This window comes from Streptomyces sp. SPB074, assembly GCF_000154905.1.
Lineage (GTDB): Bacteria > Actinomycetota > Actinomycetes > Streptomycetales > Streptomycetaceae > Streptomyces.
Window position 1 is genome coordinate 2,387,715 of sequence record NZ_GG770539.1, and the last position, 22,683, is coordinate 2,410,397.

Genomic DNA, 22,683 nt, shown 5'->3' on the forward strand with positions numbered 1-22,683 from the left:
CCGCCGGGTGCGGGGATGCGCCGCCCGCCGGGGGCCCGGGCGCGACGTCCGCCGGGTGCGGGGAAAGGCCGGCCCGCGTCGTGACCGGTTCCGCCGCCGTCGGCAGGGGGCGGGTGCCGTCCCCGTCCTCGTACCGCTTCGTGTGCGTCCCGCTCATGCCACCGGCCTCCGCTCGTTCTCGTCCGTCTCCCGCGTGCCGCTCCGGGCCGCGCGGGGTTCCGTCAGTTCCGCGAGGTCCTTGCCGCGCGGGGTGCCGCCCGCGTCGAGCACGCCGGTCCTGCGGAGCTTCTGCCAGCGCAGCCGTCCCCCGGTGAGCGCCGTGATCCAGGACTGGAGGAGGACGACGTACATGAGCTGGCGGTAGAGGAGTTGCTGGAGCGGCAGCGAGACGAGGTGCCGCATCGGCTCCTTGTCGAGCCGGAAGGCGTACGCGGCGCACACGGCCTGGACGGCGAGGACGCCGAGCCAGGCGAGCAGCGTCCGCCCCGTCGGGCCGAACACGATCCCGTACAGCAGGAACACGTCGATGAGCGGGGCCAGGAGCGGCGCGAGGACCATGAAGAGCGAGACGAGCGGGAGGCCGACGCGCCCGAAGCGGCCGGAGGCGCCGCGTTCGAGGACCGCGTGCCGGTGCTTCCAGATGGCCTGCATGGTGCCGTAGCTCCAGCGGTAGCGCTGGGACCACAACTGCGCGACGGATTCCGGGGCCTCGGTCCAGGCGCGCGCCTTCTCCGCGTAGACGACGCGCCAGCCGTCGCGGTGGATCGCCATGGTGATGTCGGTGTCCTCGGCGAGGGTGTCCTCGCTCATGCCGCCGACGCGGGTGAGCGCGTCGCGGCGGAAGGCGCCGACCGCCCCGGGGATCGTCGGCATACAGCGCAGTACGTCGTACATGCGGCGGTCGAGGTTGAAGCCCATGACGTACTCGATGTGCTGCCAGGCCCCGATGAGCGAATCCCGGTTCCCCACCTTGGCGTTGCCCGCGACCGCGCCCACGCGCGGATCGCCGAAGGGCTGGACGAGTTCGCGGACGGTCGCGGGCTCGAAGACGGTGTCGCCGTCCATCATCACGATGATGTCGTGCGAGGCGTGCGCGATGCCCCGGTTGAGCGCGGCCGGTTTGCCCGCGTTCTCCTGCCGCACGACGCGCACCCCGGGCAGGCCGAGCCGTTCCACGATGCCCGCCGTGTCGTCGGTCGAGCCGTCGTCGATCACGATGATCTCGACGGGGTGCTCGCTGCGGCTGAGCGACGTCACCGTCGCGGTGACGCACTTGGCCTCGTTGTACGCCGGGACCAGCACCGTGACCGGTTCGGTGACGGGCACGCCCCAGGCGAAGCCCCGGCGGCGGGTGCGGCGCGCGTGCGCGAAGGAGAGCAGCAGCATGAGGCCGAAACGCGCGAGGACGAGGCTGCCGGTGACGGCGAGGCCCGTGACGAGGACGCCGGTGACGCTGTCGGACGCGGCGACGAGCCAGACCCAGGCCCGCCCCTTCCACAACTCGGTGCCGCTCACCGGGGCGAGGGCGCTGGGGGCACCGAGCGCCTCGGTGAGATTGGTGAACTCGTACCCCCTTCCCTGGAGTTCGGGAAGGTAGCGGTCGAGCGCCGCGAGGGTCTGGGCCCGGTTGCCGCCCGAGTCGTGCATGAGGACGACCGCGCCCTCGCCCGGCTTCTCCGGCGTGGCGTTGGCGATGATCTTCTCGATCCCGGGGCGCTGCCAGTCCTCGCTGTCGTCGTCGTTGACGACCGTCAGGTAGCCGCGCGAGCCGATGTACTCGGTCACCGGCCAGGACTTGTCGTCCATCGCGTTCGCGAAGGAGGAGTACGGGGGCCTGAAGAGCGAGGTCCGCACCCCGGCGGCGCCCGCGAGCGCGAGCTGGTTCTGCGACAGCTCCCAGTCGATGCGGGTCTTCGACTGGTAGGAGAGATCGGGGTGGTTGAAGGTGTGCAGGCCGACCTCGTGGCCCTCGGCGACCATCCGGCGCACGAGCGCGGGATAGCGGGAGGTCATCGTGCCGGTGACGAAGAAGGTGGCGTGCGCGTGATGCCGCTTGAGCACGTCGAGCACGCGGGGCGTCCAGACGGGGTCGGGTCCGTCGTCGAAGGTGAGGACGATGCGGCGGTCGGGTATCCGCAGGGACTTGCGCTTGCCGTCGCGCGTGTCGATGACGGGGCCGCCGTCGAGGATCTGCTCCGGGACCTTGTCGGTCGCGGCCTCGGGCCGGATGCGGCGGTCGGCCATGATCTCGCTGTGCACGTAGCCGCGCAGCATGAGCATCGCGACGACGGCGCAGAGGAAGAGGACGGGGAGCAGGTGGCGGAGCGGCACCCTGCGCCCGCGGCGACGGCGGGGAGCGGGACGGGAGCGGGAGCCCGGGCGGGGACCGGTCCTGGCGCGGGGGGCGGAGCGGGCGGAGGCGGAGCGGGGACGGGGTGGCCGGGAGCGGTTGGCCATGAGGAGGGACGGCCTTTCGGGGGTGGGGAGAGCGGGGAGGGTGGAGCGGGGAGGGTGGAGCGGCCGGCGGGAAGGGCGGCCGCCGGACGGGGTCTGCGGGGCAGGGAGGCGGACAAGGGAGGGCGCGGCAGCAGCCGGTGGGCTGCCGCCGTACCGCTCTCGCCGCTTCCGGACCTCCCGGATCGCCGCCGTACCGCTCATCGCGTCCGGCGTGCCCTCCCGTGTCCGGTCCGCTCGCGCCGCTCGCGGGTGGCGCGGGAGGGGGCCGGGCGGGTGCCGTCCCGTGCTCAGGCCGCCGGGAAGAGCCGGAGAGGTGTCGCCGGTCCCGGCGTGCCCGTACCGGCGGACGGCCCCGGACCGGCTCCCGTGGCGGGGGCGGCGTCCGCGCCACCGGCCGCCGGTGTTCCCGTGCCGCCGTCGCCCGCCGCAGGCGCCGGGTCCGGTGTGCCCTCGCGGGGCGTGCCGTGGCCCTCGCCAGGGGTGGGCGGGCCGGGGAGCGGGGTCTCCCCACCGGTCTGCGGGGAGGTGCCACCGCTCTCGCCCGTACCGGGGCTCTCGCCGCCGCCCGGGGGCGTCCCGGGGTCGGTCCCGGTGCCGGGGCTCGGATCCGTGCCCCCGGGGCCGGGGCCGGGATCGGTGCTGCCGGTGCCGCCGCCCGGCTCGGGGCCCGTGCCCGTACCGGGGCTCGGCTCCGTACCCCCCGGGCCCGCGCCCGGATCGGTGCTGCCCGTGCCGGTGCCCGGCTTCGTGCCGCCGGAGCCCGTGCCGGGGCGCGGGCCGGTACCGCCGCCGGGCTGCGCGCCCGGTGAGGCGCCGCCGCCCGGGGCCGGCTTCGCGCCGGGCTTCGCGCCCTTGGCGGGCACCGGGCCCGCGCCGGGCAGCTTCGGGATACCGGGGACGCGGGGAGCGCCCGGCAGACCGGGCAGGCCCGTGCGGCCCGGGAGGCCGGGGACGAGGGCGGCGGGGAGCGCGGGCGGGGCGGCGTCGGTGCCCGCCCCCGTACCCGCCTCGCCCTCGGCCTCGGCGTCCGCGCGCGGCGGCGGCGAGGGCTTGACCTTGTCCGCGTGGGCCTTCGCCGCCGGCTGGGGCAGCGGCAGCCAGGGCGCGTCCGAGTTGCCCGATACGAGCGTCGCGCCGATGACGAGCGCGTAGGCCCCGCAGGCGAGACCGAGACCGAGACCGAGTCTGCGGTAGCGGCGGCTGCGGCGTCCCGAGGCGTCCACGAAGACGGGCCCTTCGGCGCCGTCCCCGGCGCGGCCCGGGCCGGCGCCGTCCCGCGCCGGAAGGTCGGCCGACCGGCGGCCGAGGCTGTCGAGATCGACGGTCACGCCTTGCGGCTCGTGACTACGTCCCGTGGTGACGTCTTCTCGCCAAGTTTCCACGATGTGCGCACTTCCCCCATCGAGCTGGTACGGGTGCGCGGGCGACCCGGGCGCCGCCCCTTCACCGGACCGGGCCCCCACCCGGCCCGAGCACCCCCCATTTGTCCCACTGCGCCCGGAGGAGCAAGGTAACGCGTTGACTCGTGGTCAAACCGCCTTTACGGCGGGACTCATCATGATGAGTGCATCTTTGACCGGACGCCGTGCGAAACGCGCCCGGATACGCCATGATGCTGCGCCCTCCTGCCCGTTCCCCGGGTGCGGGCGCCCGCGCGGCACCGCGCGCGGCGCTCCGCCACCGCCGCCTCAGCGCGTCGCCGGCAGCCGTTTCGGCCCGCGGGAGGTCGTCCCGAGCCGCCATTCCACTCCCGTCCCGCCGCCGCTCCCCCGCCCCCCGCCGTCCGTGTCGCCGTCCACAAGCCGCAGGCCGGGGAGGCGGGTCGCGAGGCGGTTCAGGGCCGTGCGGAGTTCGAGGCGGGCGAGCCAGGCGCCCATGCAGTAGTGCGGGCCGCCGCCGAAGGCGAGGGTGGGGGCGGGCAGTTCGCGGAACAGGTCCTCGTGCTCGGCGGGCGGAAAGACCTCGGGGTCGCGGTTCGCGGCGACGATGTCGGCCACGACGACCGCGCCCGCCGGGACGCGCACGCCGCCCAGTTCGGTGGCGGTGACGCAGCGGCGCAGGCTGCCGGGGTCCTCGCCGAGCGGGACGAGGTGGAGGAGGCGGTCGGCGGCGAGCCCGGCCGCGCCGGTGTCGGTGAGGCGCGCCCAGTCCGCGCGGCGTTCGCCGAGCAGGTAGAGCAGGACGTTGCCGAGCATCGTCATGGTGCTGTCGTGGCCGCCGACCACCATCCCGCAGACGAGACGCACCAGTTGGGACTCCGGGATGCCGCCCTCCGCGTCGGCCGCGCGCACGATGCCGCTCACCAGGTCCTCGCCCGGCTCCTTGCGCCGCAGGGCGAGGAGTTCACCGCCGAAGCTCGTGAAGTCGGCGAGCCCGGAATCGACTTCGGCCGCCGAGTGCGAGCCGTCCGTGAAGGCCAGGTCGCTCCAGTACCCGATCTTCTCCCACGCGTCCCCGTCGAGACCGAGCAGCCGGGTGATGACGGTGACGGGGAGCGGGCGGGCGAAGCCGGAGACGAGGTCGAACGGGCCGTCCTGGCGCGCGAGTTCGTCGATCAGCTCCTCGACGGTCGCGGTGATCCACGGCTCCCAGCGGGCCACGGCGCGCGGGGTGAAGGCCCGCCCCACCGTGCGGCGCAGCCGCAGGTGCTCGGGGCCGTCCTGGTTGAAGAGGAGTTCGGGGTCGTCCACGATGCCGCCGCCGCTCGGCCGGTCGTCGTGCTCCTCGGCGTAGAGCGCGGCCCGCGTGAAGGCGCCGCCGCCGAGGACTTCACGCACGTCGGCGTATCTGCTCACGCGCCAGGCCGCCGTGCCGTCCGGCAGGACGACGGGGTGCGGCGGCGCGCTCGGCTCGCTGGGGAGGCGGTGCAGCGGGGGCAGGGGGGTGGGGACGGGACTGGACACAACGGGCCTTCCGGGGAGGGGGGTTCGCGGGAGTACGGGAGCGGGCGGGCGCCCCCGGTGGCGGCCCCCGCTCCCGGCCGGGCCCGCCGCTCACACCTTCACCAGCACCTTCCCCCGGTTCGCCTCGCGCGCCCCGTAGAGGCTCCCGTACGCCGCGGGGATCGCGTCGAAGCCCTCGTACACCGTCTGGTCGCTGACGACCTCGGCCCGCCGGATGCTGCCGCCCAGCTCCTCGTGGAGCGCCTGCCAGTTGGCCTCGGTGAACCACTCGATGGAGAAGATCCCGCGGATCGTGGTGCGCGGGAACATGATGTACGGGAGCAGGCGTGGCCCGACCGCCTCGCCGCCCACCTGCGTCGCCCACTGCCAGCACACCGCGACCCGGCTGTCCACGGTGAGCATCGAGAAGACGGCGTCCGTGACGGCCCCGCCGAGGTTGTCGAAGTAGCGGTCCACGCCGTCCGGCGCCGCGGTCTCCAGGGCCGCGCGGATCGTTTCGGGGCTGTCGCCCTGGCGGTAGATGAGGACGTCGTCGAAGCCGAGTCCCCGCAGGTAGTCGCGTTTCGCGGGGCTCGACGTCGTGCCGATGACGCGCGCGCCCGCCCGGCGGGCGAGCTGCCCGGCGAGGGCGCCGACCGCCCCGGACGCCCCACTGATGACGAGGGTGTGGCCCGGGCGCACGTCCAGGAACTTGCTCAGCGTGCCCCAGGCGGTCATCCCGGGCCCGCCCATCGCACCGAGCGCCGTCGGGAGCGGCAGCCCCTCGTCGTACCACTCGGGCCGCAGCCGCCGGTAGGCGGGGAAGACCATCGGGAAGGTCCCCGTGGCCCACAGCTCGGGTTTCCCGTCACTCACCAGGTGCGTGCGCCAGCCGCCGTACCCCTGCACGAGTTCGCCTTCGCGGAAGGGCGCCTCGGGGCCGGCCTCCAGGACCTCCATGATCGTGTCGGCGCCCATGTGCGCGCCGAGCGGGGTGTCGAGCGTGATGCCCTGGAGGTAGGGATCGACGGAGACGTAGCGGGTGCGCAGGAGCATCTGGTGCGGCGCGAGGTCGACGGGAACGTCCTCGTCCACGCGCGCGTAGACACGCGAGACGTCCGGGGTGCCCTTGACGTGCTCGCGGACGACCCACTTGCTGATCTTCACCGGGACTCCTCCTTGTGGGGGACGCGCTTCCCGCGCGCGGGGGCGGGGACGTCCCCCGTCGTGGCGGGTGCCGGAATCCCGGGGCCCACCGGGATGACCCGGTGCGTCGGGGGCGGTCCGTGGGTGTCGGGGGCGGCCGTGAAGTCCAGGCCGTCGTCCCGGCACACGAACTGCATGACGTGCCGCCCGGCCGCCGCCGCGCGGATGAGGCCGCCGGTCGTGGCCCAGACCCCGGACTGGTAGAAGTTCCCGAGCCCGGGGACCCCGGGCCCGTACTTCTTGATCAGCTCCTCCAGCGTCTCGCCGCTCTCCACGAAGGGCTGCCAGCCGAGGACGGTCCCGTCGAAGTTGCCGGTGTAGCGGACCTGGGTGAGCGGCGTCGAGACGTCCCGCACGGCGATGGACTCGCGCAGGCCGGGGAAGCGCGCCTCGAGGAACTCCACGAGCGTGTCCCTGACCTGGTGCTTCGCCGCGTAGTAGCCGCGCCCGTGCCGGACCGGCAGCGTGTGCAGTTTTTCGCCGCCCCTGCGGCGCGTGCGCTGCTCGGGCCCCTCGTCCAGCGCGCGCCACGGGGCGATGTCGCAGAAGTACGTGGCGTAGACGACGCTCGTGCCCGGCGGGGACAGCTCGGGGTAGTGCCGGTCGCGGAACTGCACGTTGATGCTGGAGTGGCGGATGCCGGTGAGCTTCGCGGCGGTGGCCTCGTCCAGGAGGTACGTCGTGCAGGGATCGGCCTCGGGGAACTCGCGCTGGAGGCCGAGGAAGAGGGTCACGTACCCGGGGAAGACCATGCCGGGCCGCTCGATCGTCTCCGTGTAGAGGCGTTCGTACTCCTTGCCGAGGTCGCGGCCCTTGAGCAGGGACCGCATCGTCGTGGGGCCGTCGCAGGCGGCGACGACGATGTCCGCGCGCAGTTCCTCGCCGTCGGTCAGCCGTACGCCGACCGCCTCGTCCCCCTCGATCAGGACCTCTTCGACCTTCGTGTTGTACGCGACCTCGCCGCCGAGCCGCAGGTAGCGCTGCTCGATGGAGCGGGCGAGGCCGAGGGAGCCGCCCTCGGGAACCCCCGCGGAGAGGTTGGCGTGCGAGGCCATCTGGAAGTGGGTCGGCAGGACGGGGAAGTTGGGGTGGCGCTCGTAGAGGACGTAGTTGAACGCCTTGCGCAGCAAGGGGCTCTGGAACTTCTCCGCGTAGTCGCGCATGAGGACCGAGATCGTCTTGCGGACCGCGTTGAAGTACGGCAGGAACCCGGCGAGCATCCGCATTCGCTCGACGCGGCCCATGAGCCCGACCGGCTTGAGGAAGGGATAGACGGCGAGCGCCTTGCGGAAGGAGCGCAGGTTGTCGCAGAAGCCCTTGACGTGGCGGGCGTCGGCGGGCGAGATCCCGGTCAGGTGGGCCTGGAGCCGGTCCGGGTCGGAGTAGAAGTAGACCGCGCGCCCGTCCGTGTCGCGGACGACGTTGAAGACGTCGAAGTGCCGGACCTCCTTGCCCTGGAGGGCGCCGAGTTCGAGCCAGATCTGGTGCATCTCGTTGCCGGGGCCGCTGCCCAGCAGCCAGCTCACGCAGGCGTCGAGCGTGTAGTCGCCGCGCTCCCAGGCGGTGCAGCAGCCGCCGGGGATCTCGTGCATCTCCAGGACGCGGGAGCGGTAGCCGTTGAGCTGCGCGTAGACGCCGGTGGAGAGGCCGCCGAGGCCCGCGCCGATGATCAGCATCGTCTCGCGGCGGTCCCCGGCCCGCGCGCGCCGGGGCTCCTCCCGGGCCGGAGGGGAGGGGTGGGCGGTGGGACGGCTCGTCATCGGGCCCGCCCTTCTTCGTGTGGACAGGTCATCGGGCCCGCTCCTCGCGTTCGTTCCAGCGGTCCAGTTGGGGAAGGCTGCCGAGCTTTCCCGGATGCCAGGGCTCGGCGTTCTCGCTCTCGAAGGCCCGGAAGGGGACGCCGAGTTCGTCGCACAGGTACTGGACGGCGAAGCGGCCGGTGGACGCGGCGCGGATGAGGCCGCCCATGCCGACCCACTGGCCCGCCATCGAGAATCCGGCGAGGCCGGGCAGCCGCATCCGGTCCTTGCCGACGAGCTTCGCGGAGAGGTCGTCGGCCTCCGAGAACGCCTTCCAGGCGAGGATCGAGCCCTTGTGGTTGCCGGTGTAGCGGCGCGTGGTGGCGGGCGAGGCGACATCGACCAGCTCGATGCGCCCCGCCACCTCCGGCCACTTCCGTTCCAGGAACTCCCGGACGAAGGCGGCGACTTCGGCTTTGCGGGCGCGGTAGGCGCGGCGGTCGGCCGCGCGCAGGTCCGCCCAGTACCCGTAGTCGCTGAAGTACGTGCAGTGCACGACGGATCTGCCCTCGGGCGCGAAGCCGTCCGCGTAGCGGGAGCGGAGCTGGACGACGATGCTGGACTGGAGGCCGCCGGGCAGCCGGGCCGCGTCCTCCTCGTCCAGGAGGTACGTCGTACTGTGCGTCTCGCCCTCGGGGAGACCGCCTTCGACGCCGACGAAGGCCGAGACGACGGCGGGGAACAACGTCCCCTCCTGGCCGATCAGTTCCTCGTAGAGCTTGTCGATCCTGGGGCCCGTGTACCGGCCGCCGAGCAGGCCCTTGACCGTGGTGTCGCCGTCGGCGGCGGAGATGACGTGCTCGGCGTAGAGCCTCGTGCCGCCGCGCAGTTCGACGCCGAAGGCGCGGTCGTCCTCTACGAGGACGCGTTCCACGCGGGCGCGGTAGCGGATCTCGCCGCCGAGCCGCGTGTACCGCTCCTCGACGGAGCGCGCCAGGCCGAGCGAACCGCCTTGCGGAAAGCCCGCGTTGCCGTGATAGGCGCTCGCCATGTTGAAGAGGTAGGGCAGCAGCGGGAAGCCCTCGGGGTCCTGGAAGAAGATGTTGCGGAAGGCGGTCCGCAGCAGGGGGTCCTGGAACCTGTCGGCGAAGGCGTGCATCGGCGTGGCCGCCGTGCGCCAGAAGAGCCGGAAGGCGGGCAGCACGGTGCGCAGGGTGCGCAGGCGTTCGCCCCAGGTCTTGAGCGCGGGCGCGGTGAGGAAGGGGTACAGCTCGATCTTGAGGAAGCGCCGCAGGTCGCGGCAGTAGGCGCGGATGTGCGGGGCGTCGGCCGGGGACAGTTCCAGGAGGTGCGCTTCGAGCCGGTCGGGGTCGTTCCAGAAGACGACCTCGCGGCCGTCCGTGCCGACGACCTTGTTGAACAGCTCGAAGTTGGTCACCGACTTCCCGTCGAGCGCGCCGAGTTCGCGCCACACCTGGTGCGCCTCGTTGCCCTCGGCGGTGCCGATCAGCCACTCGATGCAGTAGTCGAAGACGTACCCCTCGCGCGACCACGCGGTGCAGCAGCCGCCCGGGAGGACGTGCTTCTCCAGGACGAGCGTCCGCAGCCCGCTCATCCGCCCGTACGTCCCGGCGGCGAGCCCCGCGAGCCCGGCCCCGACGACGAGGACGCGCGGCGGCGTCCCGGGGGTGCGCTCGCGCGCCTCTCTAGTCGGTGGCGGGCGCCCGCGGGGAGGAGCGGGGCGCGGGCACTCCCGCCCGCGCGGACACCCTTGCCCGCGCCGCGCCCTGCGGCGCCGCGCCGCCCCGCGCCGCGCCCTCCGCTGCCGCGCTCACGCCGCCCCCTGCCCGTCGAGGAGCCGCCGCACGAGCTGCGCGTTGCGCGGCAGGTGCTCGGCGTCGAGCATCTCGGCGTGCGTCCCGAAGCCGCACAGCACCCGGTGGCCGGCCGCGGAGGAGCCGTGCCAGGAGCCGGGCACCCCCTCCTCGTACAGATCCGCCTTGTCCTCGTCCGTGAGCACGCTCACCGGCGCCGCGAGCGTCCCCGTGTTCGGGGTGCGCCCGCAGAAGCGCAGGTACTCGGCGGCGTGCTCCATGACCGCCGCCGTGACGATCTCCGAGCCCGTGTGCTGGTGCAGGTGGCCGCCCAGCTCGGACTCGAACGCTTTCAGGACCTCGGGGCCCGGCTCGTAGGCCTTGAGGCTGCGCCGCGAGTCGAGCACGACGACGTGCGCGATCTCCCGTCCGCGCGCCTCCAGTTCGCGCGCGACCTCGAAGGCGAGGTTGCCGCCGAGCGAGTAACCGAGCAGCGGGACGGGGCCCTTGGGCACGGCGGCCGTCACGAGGTCGGCGTACCGGCTCACCTTGTCGTCGCCCGGCAGGTAGTTGAAGGCGATGAGCCGGTGGTCCGGCAGGGCGGCCGCGAGACCCCGGTACACGAGGCCGTGGCCCCCGGCGGGCGGGAAGCAGAACAGCGGGCGCTCCGCCCCGGGGTTGAAGGTCAGGTGCGGGACCTCGTCGGCCGTCGTTCCCGTGACGCGCTCCTCGACGGCGGCGGCCATCCCGTGCAGCGTCGTGACCTGGTAGAGGCGGCTGACGGGGACGCCGACGCCGAACTCGGTGCGCAGGTGGTGCAGCAGCTCGATGAGCTTGATGGAGCTGCCGCCGGAGGCGAAGAAGTCGTCCGCGAGTCCCGGCTCTTCGAGGCCGAGCAGCGCCTTCCAGTGCGCCGCCATGCTCACCTCGTAGAGGGTCACGGGCGCCTCGTACGCGGACCGCGCCTCGCTCGCGCTCGGGGCCGGGAGCGCGCGGACGTCCACCTTGCCGTGCGCGGTGAGCGGCAGCGCGCCGACCTCGGTGAGGTACGCCGGTACGAGGTAGGAGGGCAGCGCGTCCGCGAGCGCGCGGCGCAGACCGGCCGGGCTCACCTCGGCGCCCGGCTCGGGCACGTACCAGGCGCACAGCGCGTCCTCGCCGCCCGCGCCGGGGCGGACCGCGACGACCGCGCGGGCGATGCCGCGCCGGGCGGCGAGGTGGGCCTCGATCTCGCCCGTCTCGATCCGGTGCCCGCGCAGCTTGACCTGGCTGTCGGCGCGGCCGAGGAGGTGGAGGCGCCCGGCGGTGTCCCACCGGGCCAGGTCGCCCGTGCGGTAGAGCCGTTCCGCTCCGGCGCCCGGCAGCAGCTCGCGTTCCGTGAACCGTTCGGCGGTCAGCCCGGGGCGGCCCGCGTAGCCGAGCGCGACACCCTCGCCGCCGATCCACAACTCCCCGGTGATCCCGGCGGGCAGCGGGTTGCCGTGCGGGTCGAGCACGTGGAGCGTGGCGTGCGGGAGCGGGCGGCCGACGGGGACGGCGAGCCCGGGGTCGAGTCCGTCGGCCGGACCCTCGAAGAAGGCGCTGTCGATCGTGGCCTCGGTGACCCCGTAGGAGTTCAGGACCCGGGTGCCGGGCCCGGCGAGCCGCCGCAGCCGCTCGTACTCGGCGACCTTCCACGTGTCGGAGCCGACGACGAGGAGCCGCAGGAAGCCGAGACCGAGGCCCTCGCGGACGCAGTGGTCCATGAGGCCGCGGACGAGCGCGGGCACGAACTCCGCGCAGTCCACGCGTTCCTCGCGCAGGACCGTGTACAGGCGTGCCGTGTCGAGCAGCAGGTCGCGCCCGGCCAGGACGAGGGTCCCGCCGGAGCACAGGGCGCGCACGAGGTCGCCCGTGAAGACGTCGAAGGAGGGCTGGGCGCTCTGGAGGTGGACCCGCACCTCCTCGCCGAGGCGGTACTCGCGGTGCCAGGAGGCGTAGGCGGCGGCGAGGTTGCGGTGGGCGACGCGGACGGCCTTCGGCTCGCCGGTGGAGCCGGAGGTGTGGATGACGTAGGCGGGCGCGTCGAGGTCGTCGGCGGTCTCCGCCGCGGGCAGGGGCTCCTGGGCGGCGAGCGCGCCGGCCGCGAGGGAGCGGCAGGGCAGGCCCTCCGGGGCCGCGCCCTCCGTGATCAGCAGCGCGGCTCCCGCCCCGGCGAGCACCCGCGCGAGGCGCCCGGCGGGCAGTGCCGGGTCGAGCGGCAGGTAGGCTCCCCCGGCTCGCAGCACCGCGAGCAGGTGGACGACCAGTTCCGGGGACTTGGGCAGCGCGACCCCGACGACGCTCCCGGCGCCGATCCCGAGGGCCCGGAGCCGGTCCGCCAGACCGGCCGAGCGGGCGTCGAGCGCGCCGTAGCTCAGCGCGTCGCCGCCCGGGACGCGTACCGCGACGGCCGAGGGGTTCTCCCGGGCCGCGCGGGCGAAGAGCCGGTGCACGGGGACCGCGCCGGGCTCCAGCGCGGCACGCGCGGCGCCGCTCGTCTCCCGTACCAGCTCCTCGCGTTCGTGCGCGGCGAGCATGTCGAGCGCCGAGACGGGTGTGCCGGACTCCGCGTGGACGAGGCTGTCGAGCAGCCGCGTGTAGTGCGCGGCCATGCGGCGCACGGTCGCGGCGTCGAAGAGGTCGGTGTTGTATTTCAGGACGCAGTGGAAGCGCCCCTCGGCCTCCTCCTCGTACGCGCTGAGCGTCAGGTCGAACTGGCCCTCCTCCTCGGGCAGTTCGATGTACTCCAGGCGATATCCGTACTGCTCGGTGGCGACCTTGTGCGTGAGCAGGATGAACATGGCCTGGAAGACGGCCGAGCGGCTGGAGTCGTGCTGGAGGCCGAGTTCGTCCACGAGGAGCACGAAGGGGTACTCCTGGTGGTCGAGCCCGCCGAGCACCGTGTCGCGCACCTGGCCGAGCAGCGCCTCGACGGCCGGGTCGCCGGAGAGGTCCGCGTGCAGCGGCAGCGGGTTGACGAAGTACCCGTACACGGAGGAGAACTCCTGCCGCGTGCGGCCGGTCACGGGGCTGCCCACGACGAGGTCGTCCTGCCCGGACCAGCGGTGCAGGAGGACGTAGTACGTGGCGAGGAGCACCATGAACGGGGTGACGCCGTGCCGCTGCGCCAGGGTGTGGACGCGGGCGCTGAGCGTCTCGTCCAGGACGAAGAACTCCGAGGCCCCGTTGTGCGTCTGCACGGCCGGGCGGGGGCGGTCGGTGGGCAGGTCCAGGAGCGGGACCTCGGCGGGCAGGTGCGCGCGCCAGTAGTCGCGCATCCGTGCCGCCTCCGGCGAGGCGAGGAACTTGTTCTGCTGGTTGAGGAAGTCGACGTAGCGGGCGGGCACGGGCGCGAGCGCCGGTTCGCGGCCCTCTTTCAGGGCCTCGTAGACCTCCAGCAGCTCTTCGATGAACGTGAACGTGGAGACCGCGTCCGAGACGATGTGGTGGACGGCCTTCATGATGACCCAGCGGTCGGGGCCGCGCCGGAAGAGCCGGAAGCGGAAGAGCGCGTCCTGCTCCAGGTCGTACCCGGCGCGGTACTCGTGGATGATCCGCTCCTTGATCTCCTCCCACTCCTGGCCCTCGACGTCGAACCAGCCGAGGTCCGGTTCGCGCCCGTCGCCGATGCGCTGCACGGGGCGGCCCTCGCGCAGGTGGAAGCCGGTGCGCAGCGCGGGATGCCGGGCGACGAGCCTGCGCACGGCGGCGAACATCAGCTCGGGGTCCAGCTCGGCCCGCACCTCGACGGCGCCGCCGATGTTGTAGGCGTGCCCCTCGGGGTTGAGCTGCTTGAGGAACCAGAGCGCCTTCTGGTTCTGGGTGAGCGGGAAGTCCCCGTCGTCGTCCCAGAGTTCGACGGTGCCCGCGCCCTCGGGGGTGTCCTGGGCGAGACGTTCGGTCAGCTCCTCGTGCAGGCGCGCGGCGAGTTCGGCGACGGGGGTGTCGCTGAGGAGCGCGACGACGGGCGGCGCGACGCCGAGTTCGGCCTGCGAGCGGGCCCGCAGCTCCATCGCGAGGAGCGAGTCGAGGCCGTGGGCGCCGAGCCCGCCGGCCGGGTCGATCTCCTCGGGCGCGGCGCGGAGCACGGTGGCGACCAGGCGCGTGAAGCGTTCGGCGACGAGGGCGCGCCGCTCCTCGGGCCCGGCGGCGCGGAAGGCGGCGAGCAGGTCGCCCTCGTCCTCGGCGGCCCGGTCCCCGGCCGAGGCGGCGAGGTCCTGGACGAGGGCGGGCGGGGTGTCGTACCAGGCGAGGAAGGTGCGCCAGTCCACGACGGTCGCGACGACGAGCTGGGCGAGGTCCTGGCCGAGGACGCGTTCGAGGACGCTCATGCCCGCCTCGGGGCTCAGCGAGCTCATGCCCCGGCTGTGCAGGTAGTGCGCTTCGAGGCCGAGTTCCTCGATCATGCCGGTCGCCCAGGGGCCCCAGTCGAGCGAGAGGGCGGGCAGTCCGGCGGCCCGGCGGCGGTGCGCGAGCGCGTCGAGGAAGGCGTTGCCCGCCGCGTAGTTGGTCTGTCCGGCCGTGGTGAGGAGCGAGGCGACCGAGGCGAAGAGCACGAAGTGCTCCAGGGGTTCGTCCCGCAGGTGCTTGTCGAGCAGGTGGGCCCCGGTGGTCTTCGGGGCGTGGACGGTGTCGAAGGCGGCGCGGTCGATGTCGGCGAGGAGCGTGTCCCGCACCTGCCCGGCGAGGTGGAAGACGCCGCGCAGCGGGGGCGGGTCGCCCGCGCGGTACGTGGCGAGCCAGCCCGTGAAGGCGGCCTCGTCGGTGAGATCCACGGGCGCGAGCACGACGCTCGCGCCGAGGGCCTCGATCTCCCGGACGAGCGCGATGGCCTGCCCGGCCCGGCCCTCCGGCGCCGTCGTACGCCACGCGGCGCGCGGCGGCAGCGGCGTACGGCCCAGCAGGACCAGGCGCCGCGCGCCCCGGCGGACGAGGGTGCGGCACAGCAGCCGCCCGAGCGCGCCGAAGGCGCCGGTCACGAGGTACGTGCCGTCCGGGCGCAGCCGGGGCGGGAGCGGGCCGGTGAGCCGGGGGGCGGCGGGCTGGAGGCGGAGCGTGGCGCGGGTGTTCCCGCGCAGGCCGATCTCCTCCTCGTCGTCGGCGAGGAACTCGGCGAGCAGCGCCGCCGCCTCGTCGGGCGGCGTGGCCCGTACGGGGTCGAGGTCCACGAGCTTGCCGCGGTGCCGGGCGAGTTCCTGGTGGCGCAGGACGCGGGTCACGCCCCAGGCGGGAGCGCCGAGGGGTTCCACCGCGTCCCCGGCGGCCACGGGCTGCGCGCCGCGCGTCACGACGTGCAGGCGGCAGGTGTCGCGGCGGGCGCGGAGCACGCGGGCGAGGGCGACGAGCGTCCAGGCGCCGCGCGCGGTGGCCGTCCCGATGTCCGCGCCCGAGGACTCCGCGAGCCCAGGCAGCCCGAGGTTCCACAGGTGCACGACCTCGCCCCGGAACGGGGCGCCCTCGCCGTCGAGTTCGGCGAAGAGCCGGTCCAGGTGCACGGGGTCCTCCGGGGCGAGCGTCACGTCCCCGGTCTCCTCGCGCGCGTACCCGGGGCCGGGGCGCACGAGGCGGCAGCGGTCGCCCCGCTCCCGTACGAGCGCGGCGAAGGCGTCGGCGAGGCCGGTCGTGTCGGCGAGCACGAGCCAGTCGCGCGGGCCCTCCGCGCCGGGCTCCGGCGCGGCGCCGCTCGCGGCGGCGGGTGCGTCGGCGGTCGCGGCGGCGGGTAGGCCGCCGTCCCGGGTGGTCGCTTCGCCGACGTACGCGGCCGCTTCCTCGCCGTTCCCCGCGTCCGATCGCGGCGCGAGGCCCGGCAGCGGTACCCACTCCGGCAGCGCGAGCCAGGAGTCCACCGTCGCGCGGGAGACCGTCGTGGAGACCTGGTCGATGTCGGCGGCGCGGAAGCCGCTCACGCGCCCGAGCGGGGTGCCGTCCTCGGCGTCGTACAGCGCGAGGTCGGCGAGGAGTTCGCGCCCGTCGTCGCGGGTCACCGTGCCGTGCGCCCACAGCGCCCGGTCGCCGCTCGGCGCGAGGTCGATCTCGCCGAGCGAGAGCGGCAGCCGCACACCGGGGGCGGGCGCCCCCGCGCCGGCACGCCCCCGCCGTGCCGCCCGAACCGTCCGTGCCGCCGCGGCCGTCCGCGTCCGGCGGGATCTGCCGCGTGAGCAGCGCCTGGAAGCAGGCGTCGAGCAGCACGGGGTGCAGGTGGTGGTCCGCCGCGTCCGCGCCGAGGAGCCCGGCCGGCGGCCGGATCTTCGCGAGGACTTCGCCCTCGCCCGTCCACACCTCCTCGATGGCCTGGAAGGCGGGCCCGTAGTGGTAGCCGAGCGCGGCGAGCCCCGCGTAGCAGGCCGCCGCGCCGATCCGGCGCTCCGCCCGGTCGCGGACCCCGGCCACGTCCAGTACGGGGCCGAGCGAGGAGGGCTGCCCGGAGCGCAGCACCCCGGCCGCGTGCACGACAGGCTCGGTCTCCGCGTCGCCGGGCGTCGCGATGGTGAACGCGGCCGTCTCAGGGTCGATGCCGAGCTGCACGGTGCGTGTGGCGTCCTCGGCGAGGAAGAGCGCCTTGCGCAGCTCGACGCCCGCGAGCCGCACGCGCGGCGCGCCGGTCAGGGCGCGTACGGCCTGCGCGGCCATCTCCACGTACCCGGCGGCGGGGAAGACCGCCGTGTCCTGAATCCGGTGATCGGCGAGGTAGGGGAGGCGTTCGGTGTCGAGCGCGGACTCCCACACGGGGGCGGCGTGCGCCCCCCGGCGGCCGAGGAGCGGGTGGTCGAGCGCGCCCAGGCGCACCCGGGCGACGGCGGCGGGCTCGACCCAGTGCCGCTCCGCACGCCAGGGGTAGGCGGGCAGCGGCACCGTCGTACCGGCGGGCTGGAGGGTGTCCCAGTCGATGTCGCGGCCGAGGGTGTGCAGGGTCGCGAGGGAGAGGGCGAAGCGCGCGGGCTCGTCCTCGGCGCGGCGCACCGACGGCACGGTGACGGCCTCGTGCCCGGCGGCCTCGGCGCACTCGCGCAGCGCGTGGGCGAGCGCGGGGTGCGGGCCGATCTCCAGGAAGAGGCGGTGCCCGTCGCGGGTGAGGCGGTCGACGGCGGAGCGGAAGTGGACACGCTCGCGCACGTTGCGCCACCAGTAGGCGGCGTCGAGCCGCACTCCCTCCGCGTTGGACTCCATCCCGGTGAGTTCCAGGGGGACCTGGGGCGGTCGCGGGTCCAGGAAGGCGAGCGCGTCGAGGAGTTCGTCCTTGATCGCGTCCATCTTGTGCGAGTGGTAGGGGACCTCGACGGTCAGGGCCTTGGCGAAGACCTGCTCGGCGGTGAGCGCGGCGGCCAGTTCGGCCAGCGCGTCGCCGTCCCCCGCGAGGGTCACGGCACCGGGGCTGTTCACGGCGGCGACGGCCACCCGCCCCCGGTACGCGCGCAGTCTGCGCTCCGCCTCCTCCTCGGGGAGGCCGACGGCGAGCATTCCGCCGGTGCCGGCGAGCTTGTGCTGGAGGCGGCTGCGGTGGACGGCGATGGCGCACGCCTCGCGCAGCGTGTAGACCCCGGCCTCGTGGAAGGCGGCGATCTCGCCCGTGCTGTGCCCGACGACCGCGTCGGGCCGCACCCCGTAGGCGTGCCAGAGCCGGGAAAGCCCGTACTGGACGGCGAAGTTGGCGGGCTGGGCGAGCCAGGTCTCCGCCATCAGCGAGGACGCGGCGTCCTTGCCCATCTCTTCCAGGAGCGACCACCCGGCGAGGGCGCGGATCTCGCGGTCGCACTCCTCGACGGCGGCCCGGAAGACGGGTTCGCTCGCGAGGAGTCCCTGCCCCATGCCCCACCACTGCGGGCCCATCCCGGTGTACACCCACACGAGCCGCCGGTCCTCGGGCTCCAGGCGCCGGTTCTCCACGACGCGGGGGTGCGGGGTCCCGGCGGCGCGGGCGTCCAGGGCCTCGCGCAGGTCCCCGGGCGAGCTGTGGACGACGGCGAGCCGGGTCTCCAGGTGCTGCCTGCGGTGCGCGAGGGTGTGCCCGAGGTCGGCGAGTGCCGTTCCGGCGGCCACCTCGTCGCGCACCTGCGCCGCCCGGCGGGGCAGCGCCTCGGGGTGGCGGGTGCTGAGCGGCAGCACCGTCCAGGGGCGTCCGGCCGGAGCGGGCGCGGCGGCGGCGCGGGCCGGGGCCTCCTCGATGAGCAGGTGCGCGTTGGTCCCGCCGAAACCGAAGGAGTTGACCCCGGCCCGCGCCGGTCCCTCGTGCGCGGGCCACGGCGTGGCGGTCGCGGGGATCTCGTACGGGAGCCGCTCGGCGTCGATCGCGGGGTTGAGCGTGTCGAGGTGCAGGTGGGGCGGGATCACCCGGTGTTCGACGGCGAGCGCCGTCTTGATGAGCCCGGCGATACCGGCGGCCGACTCGGTGTGCCCGATGTTCGTCTTGACCGAGCCGACGTAGCAGGCGGCGCCGGGGGCACGGCCCTCGGCGAGCACCCGCGCGAGCGCGTTCGCCTCGATCGGGTCGCCGACGGGCGTGGACGTCCCGTGCGCCTCGACGTACTGGAGCTGGCCGGGCACGATCCCCGCCGCCGCGCACACCTCCCGCACGAGACGGGTCTGCGCCTCGCCGCTGGGCACGGTGATGCCGGGGGTGCGGCCGTCCTGGTTGACGCCGCTGCCGGTGAGGACGGCGTGGACCGGATCGCCGTCGCGAAGCGCGTCCGAGAGCCGTTTGAGGGCGACGAGCCCGACGCCCTCGGCCCGTACGTACCCCTCGGCGCTCGCGTCGAAGGCGCGCGAACTCCCGCTGCGCGAGAGGAATCCGCCCTTCGTCTCGGCGATCGTGTACTGCGGCGCCATGTGCAGCAGGACGCCGCCCGCGAGGGCCAGGTCGGTCTCGCCGCGCAGGAGCGCCTGGCGGGCCAGGTGCACGGTGACGAGGGAGGAGCTGCACGCGGTGTCGACGGTGAGGCTCGGGCCGCGGAAGTCGAAGACGTGCGAGATGCGGTTCGAGACCATCGTCATCATCGTGCCCGTCGCGGTGTGCGCGGCGAGGGTCTCGAAGCCGAGGTCGGAGAACTGGAGGATCTTGTAGTCGAGCGTGAACGCGCCCACGTAGACGGCCGTGTTGGAGCCGGCGAGCGTGTGCGGGCGCTGGCCGCCGTCCTCCAGGGCCTCCCAGGCGACCTCCAGGAGCTTGCGCTGCTGGGGGTCCATGTGGTCGGCCTCGCGCCCGCTGATGCCGAAGAAGGCGGGCTCGAAGCGGTCGAAGCCGTCGATGTAGCCGCCGCGCCCGCCGGTGAGCCGTCCGGGCTTGTCGCGGTGGCGGCTGCCGAGCGTCCGCGTGTCGTAGCGGTCGGCGGGGGTGGGCGTCACGCAGTCCTTGCCGGTGACGAGGTTGTGCCAGTAGGCGCGGTGGTCGTTCGCGCCGCCGGGGAGGCGGCAGCCGATGCCGATGATGGCGATCTTCTCGCCCTCGGGGACCGGGGCGTGGCGCGGTGGGGGCGCCGCCTCCGGGGCGGGGGCGTCGTGGTGGTGCGCGGGCTGCGGGGCGTCAGCGCGCGGGGCTCCCGTGGCCGGGGACTCGCTGTGGGCGGCGGCCATGTGGGCACACTCCTCGGGTTGGCGCGTCCTCCGGGAGCGGTCCGGGGCGCGGCAAAGTTTGCTGGCGGTACGGGTGGAGGGCGGTGGGGAGTCGGGGGCGTCGGTGGAGGGACGCGGGACCGGGCCGGACGGCGGGGCGGGGAGGCGGGCGGCGGGGCGCGGGGCCTCGCTCAGAGGCCCTGCCGGCCGTCCGCCGGGGCGGCGGGGGTCTCGGCGGGGGCCTCCTCGCGCGGGCGTGGGGAGCGCCGTACGGGGTGCAGGAGGCTGCCGAGGACGTCGCCGGTGCGCGGGAAGGACGTGGGGTCGTGGAGTCCGACGGCGGCGGGCGTACGGCCCGGCCGCCAGGTGAAGCTGCCGAAGAGGTGGTCCCACACGGAGAGGTCGGAGCCGTAGTGCCCGGCCTCGGCGAGCCGCGTGCTGTGGTGCAGGCGGTGCTGCTCGGGGCTGGCCAGGACGTGGTTGAACGGGCCGATCCGGACGTCGATGTTGGCGTGGATGAAGTAGCCCTGCGCCGCGACGAAGAGCCCGGAGGCGAGCACGGAGTGGGCGGAGAACCCGACGGCGGCGAGCAGGATCTGCACGCAGCCCTGGGAGAAGACGATGTCGAGCACGTGGTTGACGCCGTTGTTCGCCACGTTGACCTTCGCCGGGACGTGGTGCACGCCGTGGAGCTTCCACAGGTGCCGGTTGGTGTGGCCGAGCCGGTGGGTGACGTATCCGGCGAGGGAGCCGGCGAGCAGGGTGAGGGGCAGTTCGGCCCAGAGCGGCAGCACCGGGTGCCCCGTCGCCACGCGCGTCATCAGGCCCGTGACGAGGAACTGGGCGAAGGCGCTCGCGAGCATCGTGAGCACGAACCAGACGCCGTACCAGCGCCACTCCGCGGCGGTGGGCTGCCAGTCGCGCTCGTAGGGGATGAGGCGCTCCAGGACCGTCAGGTAGACGACGACGGCGAGGAGGAAGAACGGGCTGGCCCGCTCCGGGTTCCAGTCCCCCGCGAGGGCGAGGCCCGCGACGAGCACGGTGGCGAGAAGCAGCACGGGATAGGCGAGGACGCTCAGCAGCGCCCGGCCGTGCCCGGCCACGACGGATTCCCTTCTGCGCATCGCGCACCCCCCAGCGAGCGGCTGCGCCCGGCCCTTCCGGGCAGCGCTCAGCCGTGACGAGAAATCAATTGATGGCGGAAAACGCTTCCGCGACGGATTGAGGAAATGTTTTCCGTTCCCGCGCCGTCCAACCCCCACTTTCGGGCGAATCTCCGCTCCGCGAGAGCGCACGGAAATCCAGCCGTGAGCCATTGAACAGGAGGGGCGGCGGGAGGGAACACCCTTTCCACTCCAAGGAGTTAATTAATAATCTCATCGCACTTATAGGGCGCACGAAACAAACCAGGGGTCGCACGGAAGGGGGCACACCGCAGCACCGTGCCCCGCCCTCGCGCGCCCCCCCCATCAGGCACTCTGCTCGCGCACACGGACAACACCCGGGCACGCGCACGCGAAAAAGCCCCCGGCCCGTGACGCGAACGTCACGGGCCGGGGGCCACAAAGGGAGTGGAGATGGCGGGAATCGAACCCGCGTCCAACGGTGCGGAAAAAGGGCTTCTCCGAGCGCAGTCCGCTACGATTTTCTCGGCCCCGGAGATCACGCGGACAAGTCTCCGACGGGCTCAGTCACTGTTTGGTTTCCCTCTTACCCCCGTGACCGGGGTGAGAGGTTTAGTCCCCTAGCTGATGCCAGGATCCGGGTCGGGAACAGCCCCGGGCTGACACTCCGCGGAGTCTTCGCTAGCTGCTAATCAGGCAGCAAGGGCGAAGGCGGAGGAATCGCGCTTGGTATTGGCGATTATTTTTTGCGACATGTGGTTTACGAGATCATTGCCGCTTCCTCGGCTCGCTTCCCCTGTTTCGACAGCCGCTGTCGAAACCGATCATCCCCTTGTGGTGTTGTCAAAGCCGTCGCCGCGAGGCTCCGGCCGCACGCACCGCGTACGGTGCTTGCGCCATCGTACGGGAACAACGCCGCCACGTGCCAGCGCATTCCCGCCCGCCCGCGCCGGGACCGGGTCACAGGCCGCCGGCCCGCGCCGGGCCCCGGTCAGGCCGCCCGCTGCTTCCTGCGGGCCGCCGACATCGCGCGGTGCGCCTCGCGCGTGTCCTGCTTCTCGCGGAGCGACTGCCGCTTGTCGTACTCGCGCTTGCCCTTCGCGAGCGCGATCTCGCACTTCGCGCGCCCGTCCTTGAAGTACAGGGCGAGCGGGATGATCGTGTGCCCCGTCTCCTGCGACTTCGCGTCCAGCTTCGCGATCTCATCGGCGTGCAGCAGCAGCTTGCGGCGCCGCCGCGCGGAGTGGTTCGTCCACGTGCCCTGCGAGTACTCGGGAACGTGCACGTTGTGCAGCCACGCCTCGCCGCCGTCGATCTGCACGAACCCGTCCACGAGCGAGGCCCGCCCCTGCCGCAGCGACTTCACCTCCGTACCGGTGAGCACCATCCCGGCCTCATAGGTGTCGATGATGGTGTAGTCGTGTCGCGCCTTCTTGTTCTGCGCGATCAGCTTGCGTCCTTTTTCCTTTGCCATGGTCCCTCCATTTTCGCACTAGGAAGGGGTGCCGAGGCCAGTCAATACCTCGCGGGCCCGTGCCTCGGCCGCTCCCGGCGCCGCGCTCACGTCCGGCGCGAGGCCCGCGCCGTTTACGTCCCGCCCGGCGGGCGTGCGCCAGCGCCCCACGGTCAGCTCGGCCACGCTTCCGTCCGGCAGCGCGCGCGGCACCTGCACCGTGCCCTTGCCGAACGTCGGCTCCCCCACGACGACCGCGCGCCCCCGGTCCCGCAGCGCCCCCGTCAGCACCTCCGCCGCGCTCGCCGTGGCACCGTCCACGAGGACGACGAGCGGTCCCGCGCCCGCCGCGCCGCGCGGGGCGCCGAGCACGCGCCGCGCCCCGCCGTCCCCGTACGTCGCGACCTCGCCGCCGTCCAGGAAGGCCCCCGCCGCCCGCGC

The 22,683-nt window shown here is 74.1% G+C and carries 9 protein-coding genes, 1 other RNA gene and 1 pseudogene; all 11 read right to left on the reverse strand.

From position 1 onward, the window contains the following. Positions 1-153: 153 nt before the first annotated feature. Positions 154-2,457 carry a glycosyltransferase gene (locus tag SSBG_RS09735; protein ID WP_037869370.1) on the reverse strand — a complete coding sequence of 768 codons (2,304 nt, stop codon included), beginning with the start codon at positions 2,455-2,457 and terminating at the stop codon, positions 154-156. Positions 2,458-2,744: 287 nt separating this feature from the next. Then, positions 2,745-3,785 (reverse strand): translation initiation factor IF-2, encoded by a 1,041-nt coding sequence (locus SSBG_RS09740; RefSeq protein WP_199781355.1) that lies wholly within the window; start codon positions 3,783-3,785, stop codon positions 2,745-2,747. A 360-nt stretch (positions 3,786-4,145) separates the two neighbouring features. Beyond that, positions 4,146-5,360, reverse strand: coding sequence for a cytochrome P450 (locus tag SSBG_RS09745; RefSeq protein WP_037869372.1), 1,215 nt, complete (start codon positions 5,358-5,360; stop codon positions 4,146-4,148). 90 nt (positions 5,361-5,450) lie between these two features. Continuing rightward, complete coding sequence (locus SSBG_RS09750; protein WP_008746001.1) at positions 5,451-6,506, reverse strand: MDR family NADP-dependent oxidoreductase; 1,056 nt, start codon at positions 6,504-6,506, stop codon at positions 5,451-5,453. Then, positions 6,503-8,221 (reverse strand): phytoene desaturase family protein, encoded by a 1,719-nt coding sequence (locus SSBG_RS09755; protein WP_008746002.1) that lies wholly within the window; start codon positions 8,219-8,221, stop codon positions 6,503-6,505. Before SSBG_RS09755 ends, SSBG_RS09750 begins: the two co-directional genes overlap by 4 nt. Positions 8,222-8,333: 112 nt before the next feature. Then, the gene (locus tag SSBG_RS09760; RefSeq protein ID WP_008746003.1) at positions 8,334-9,899 is read right to left on the reverse strand and encodes a phytoene desaturase family protein; all 1,566 of its coding nucleotides are present in this window, start codon (positions 9,897-9,899) and stop codon (positions 8,334-8,336) included. 216 nt (positions 9,900-10,115) lie between these two features. Continuing rightward, positions 10,116-19,686: pseudogene (locus tag SSBG_RS33620) on the reverse strand (amino acid adenylation domain-containing protein). A gap of 170 nt (positions 19,687-19,856) precedes the next feature. After that, positions 19,857-20,789 (reverse strand): sterol desaturase family protein, encoded by a 933-nt coding sequence (locus tag SSBG_RS09770; protein WP_008746005.1) that lies wholly within the window; start codon positions 20,787-20,789, stop codon positions 19,857-19,859. A gap of 445 nt (positions 20,790-21,234) precedes the next feature. Continuing rightward, positions 21,235-21,621: a transfer-messenger RNA gene (gene ssrA, locus SSBG_RS30935) on the reverse strand. A 159-nt stretch (positions 21,622-21,780) separates the two neighbouring features. Further along, positions 21,781-22,263 carry an SsrA-binding protein SmpB gene (gene smpB / locus SSBG_RS09775; RefSeq protein WP_008746006.1) on the reverse strand — a complete coding sequence of 161 codons (483 nt, stop codon included), beginning with the start codon at positions 22,261-22,263 and terminating at the stop codon, positions 21,781-21,783. A gap of 18 nt (positions 22,264-22,281) precedes the next feature. Beyond that, a partial coding sequence (locus SSBG_RS09780) for a S41 family peptidase (protein ID WP_037869377.1) occupies positions 22,282-22,683 on the reverse strand: 402 nt, incomplete at its 5' end.

Coding starts and splice junctions, on each gene's coding strand:
- SSBG_RS09770 (WP_008746005.1), bottom strand. CDS start 20,789: ATGCGCAGAAGGGAATCCGTCGTGGCCGGGCACGGCCGGGCGCTGCTG.
- smpB (WP_008746006.1), bottom strand. CDS start 22,263: ATGGCAAAGGAAAAAGGACGCAAGCTGATCGCGCAGAACAAGAAGGCG.
- SSBG_RS09735 (WP_037869370.1), bottom strand. CDS start 2,457: ATGGCCAACCGCTCCCGGCCACCCCGTCCCCGCTCCGCCTCCGCCCGC.
- SSBG_RS09755 (WP_008746002.1), bottom strand. CDS start 8,221: ATGCTGATCATCGGCGCGGGCCTCGGCGGCCTCTCCACCGGCGTCTAC.
- SSBG_RS09760 (WP_008746003.1), bottom strand. CDS start 9,899: ATGAGCGGGCTGCGGACGCTCGTCCTGGAGAAGCACGTCCTCCCGGGC.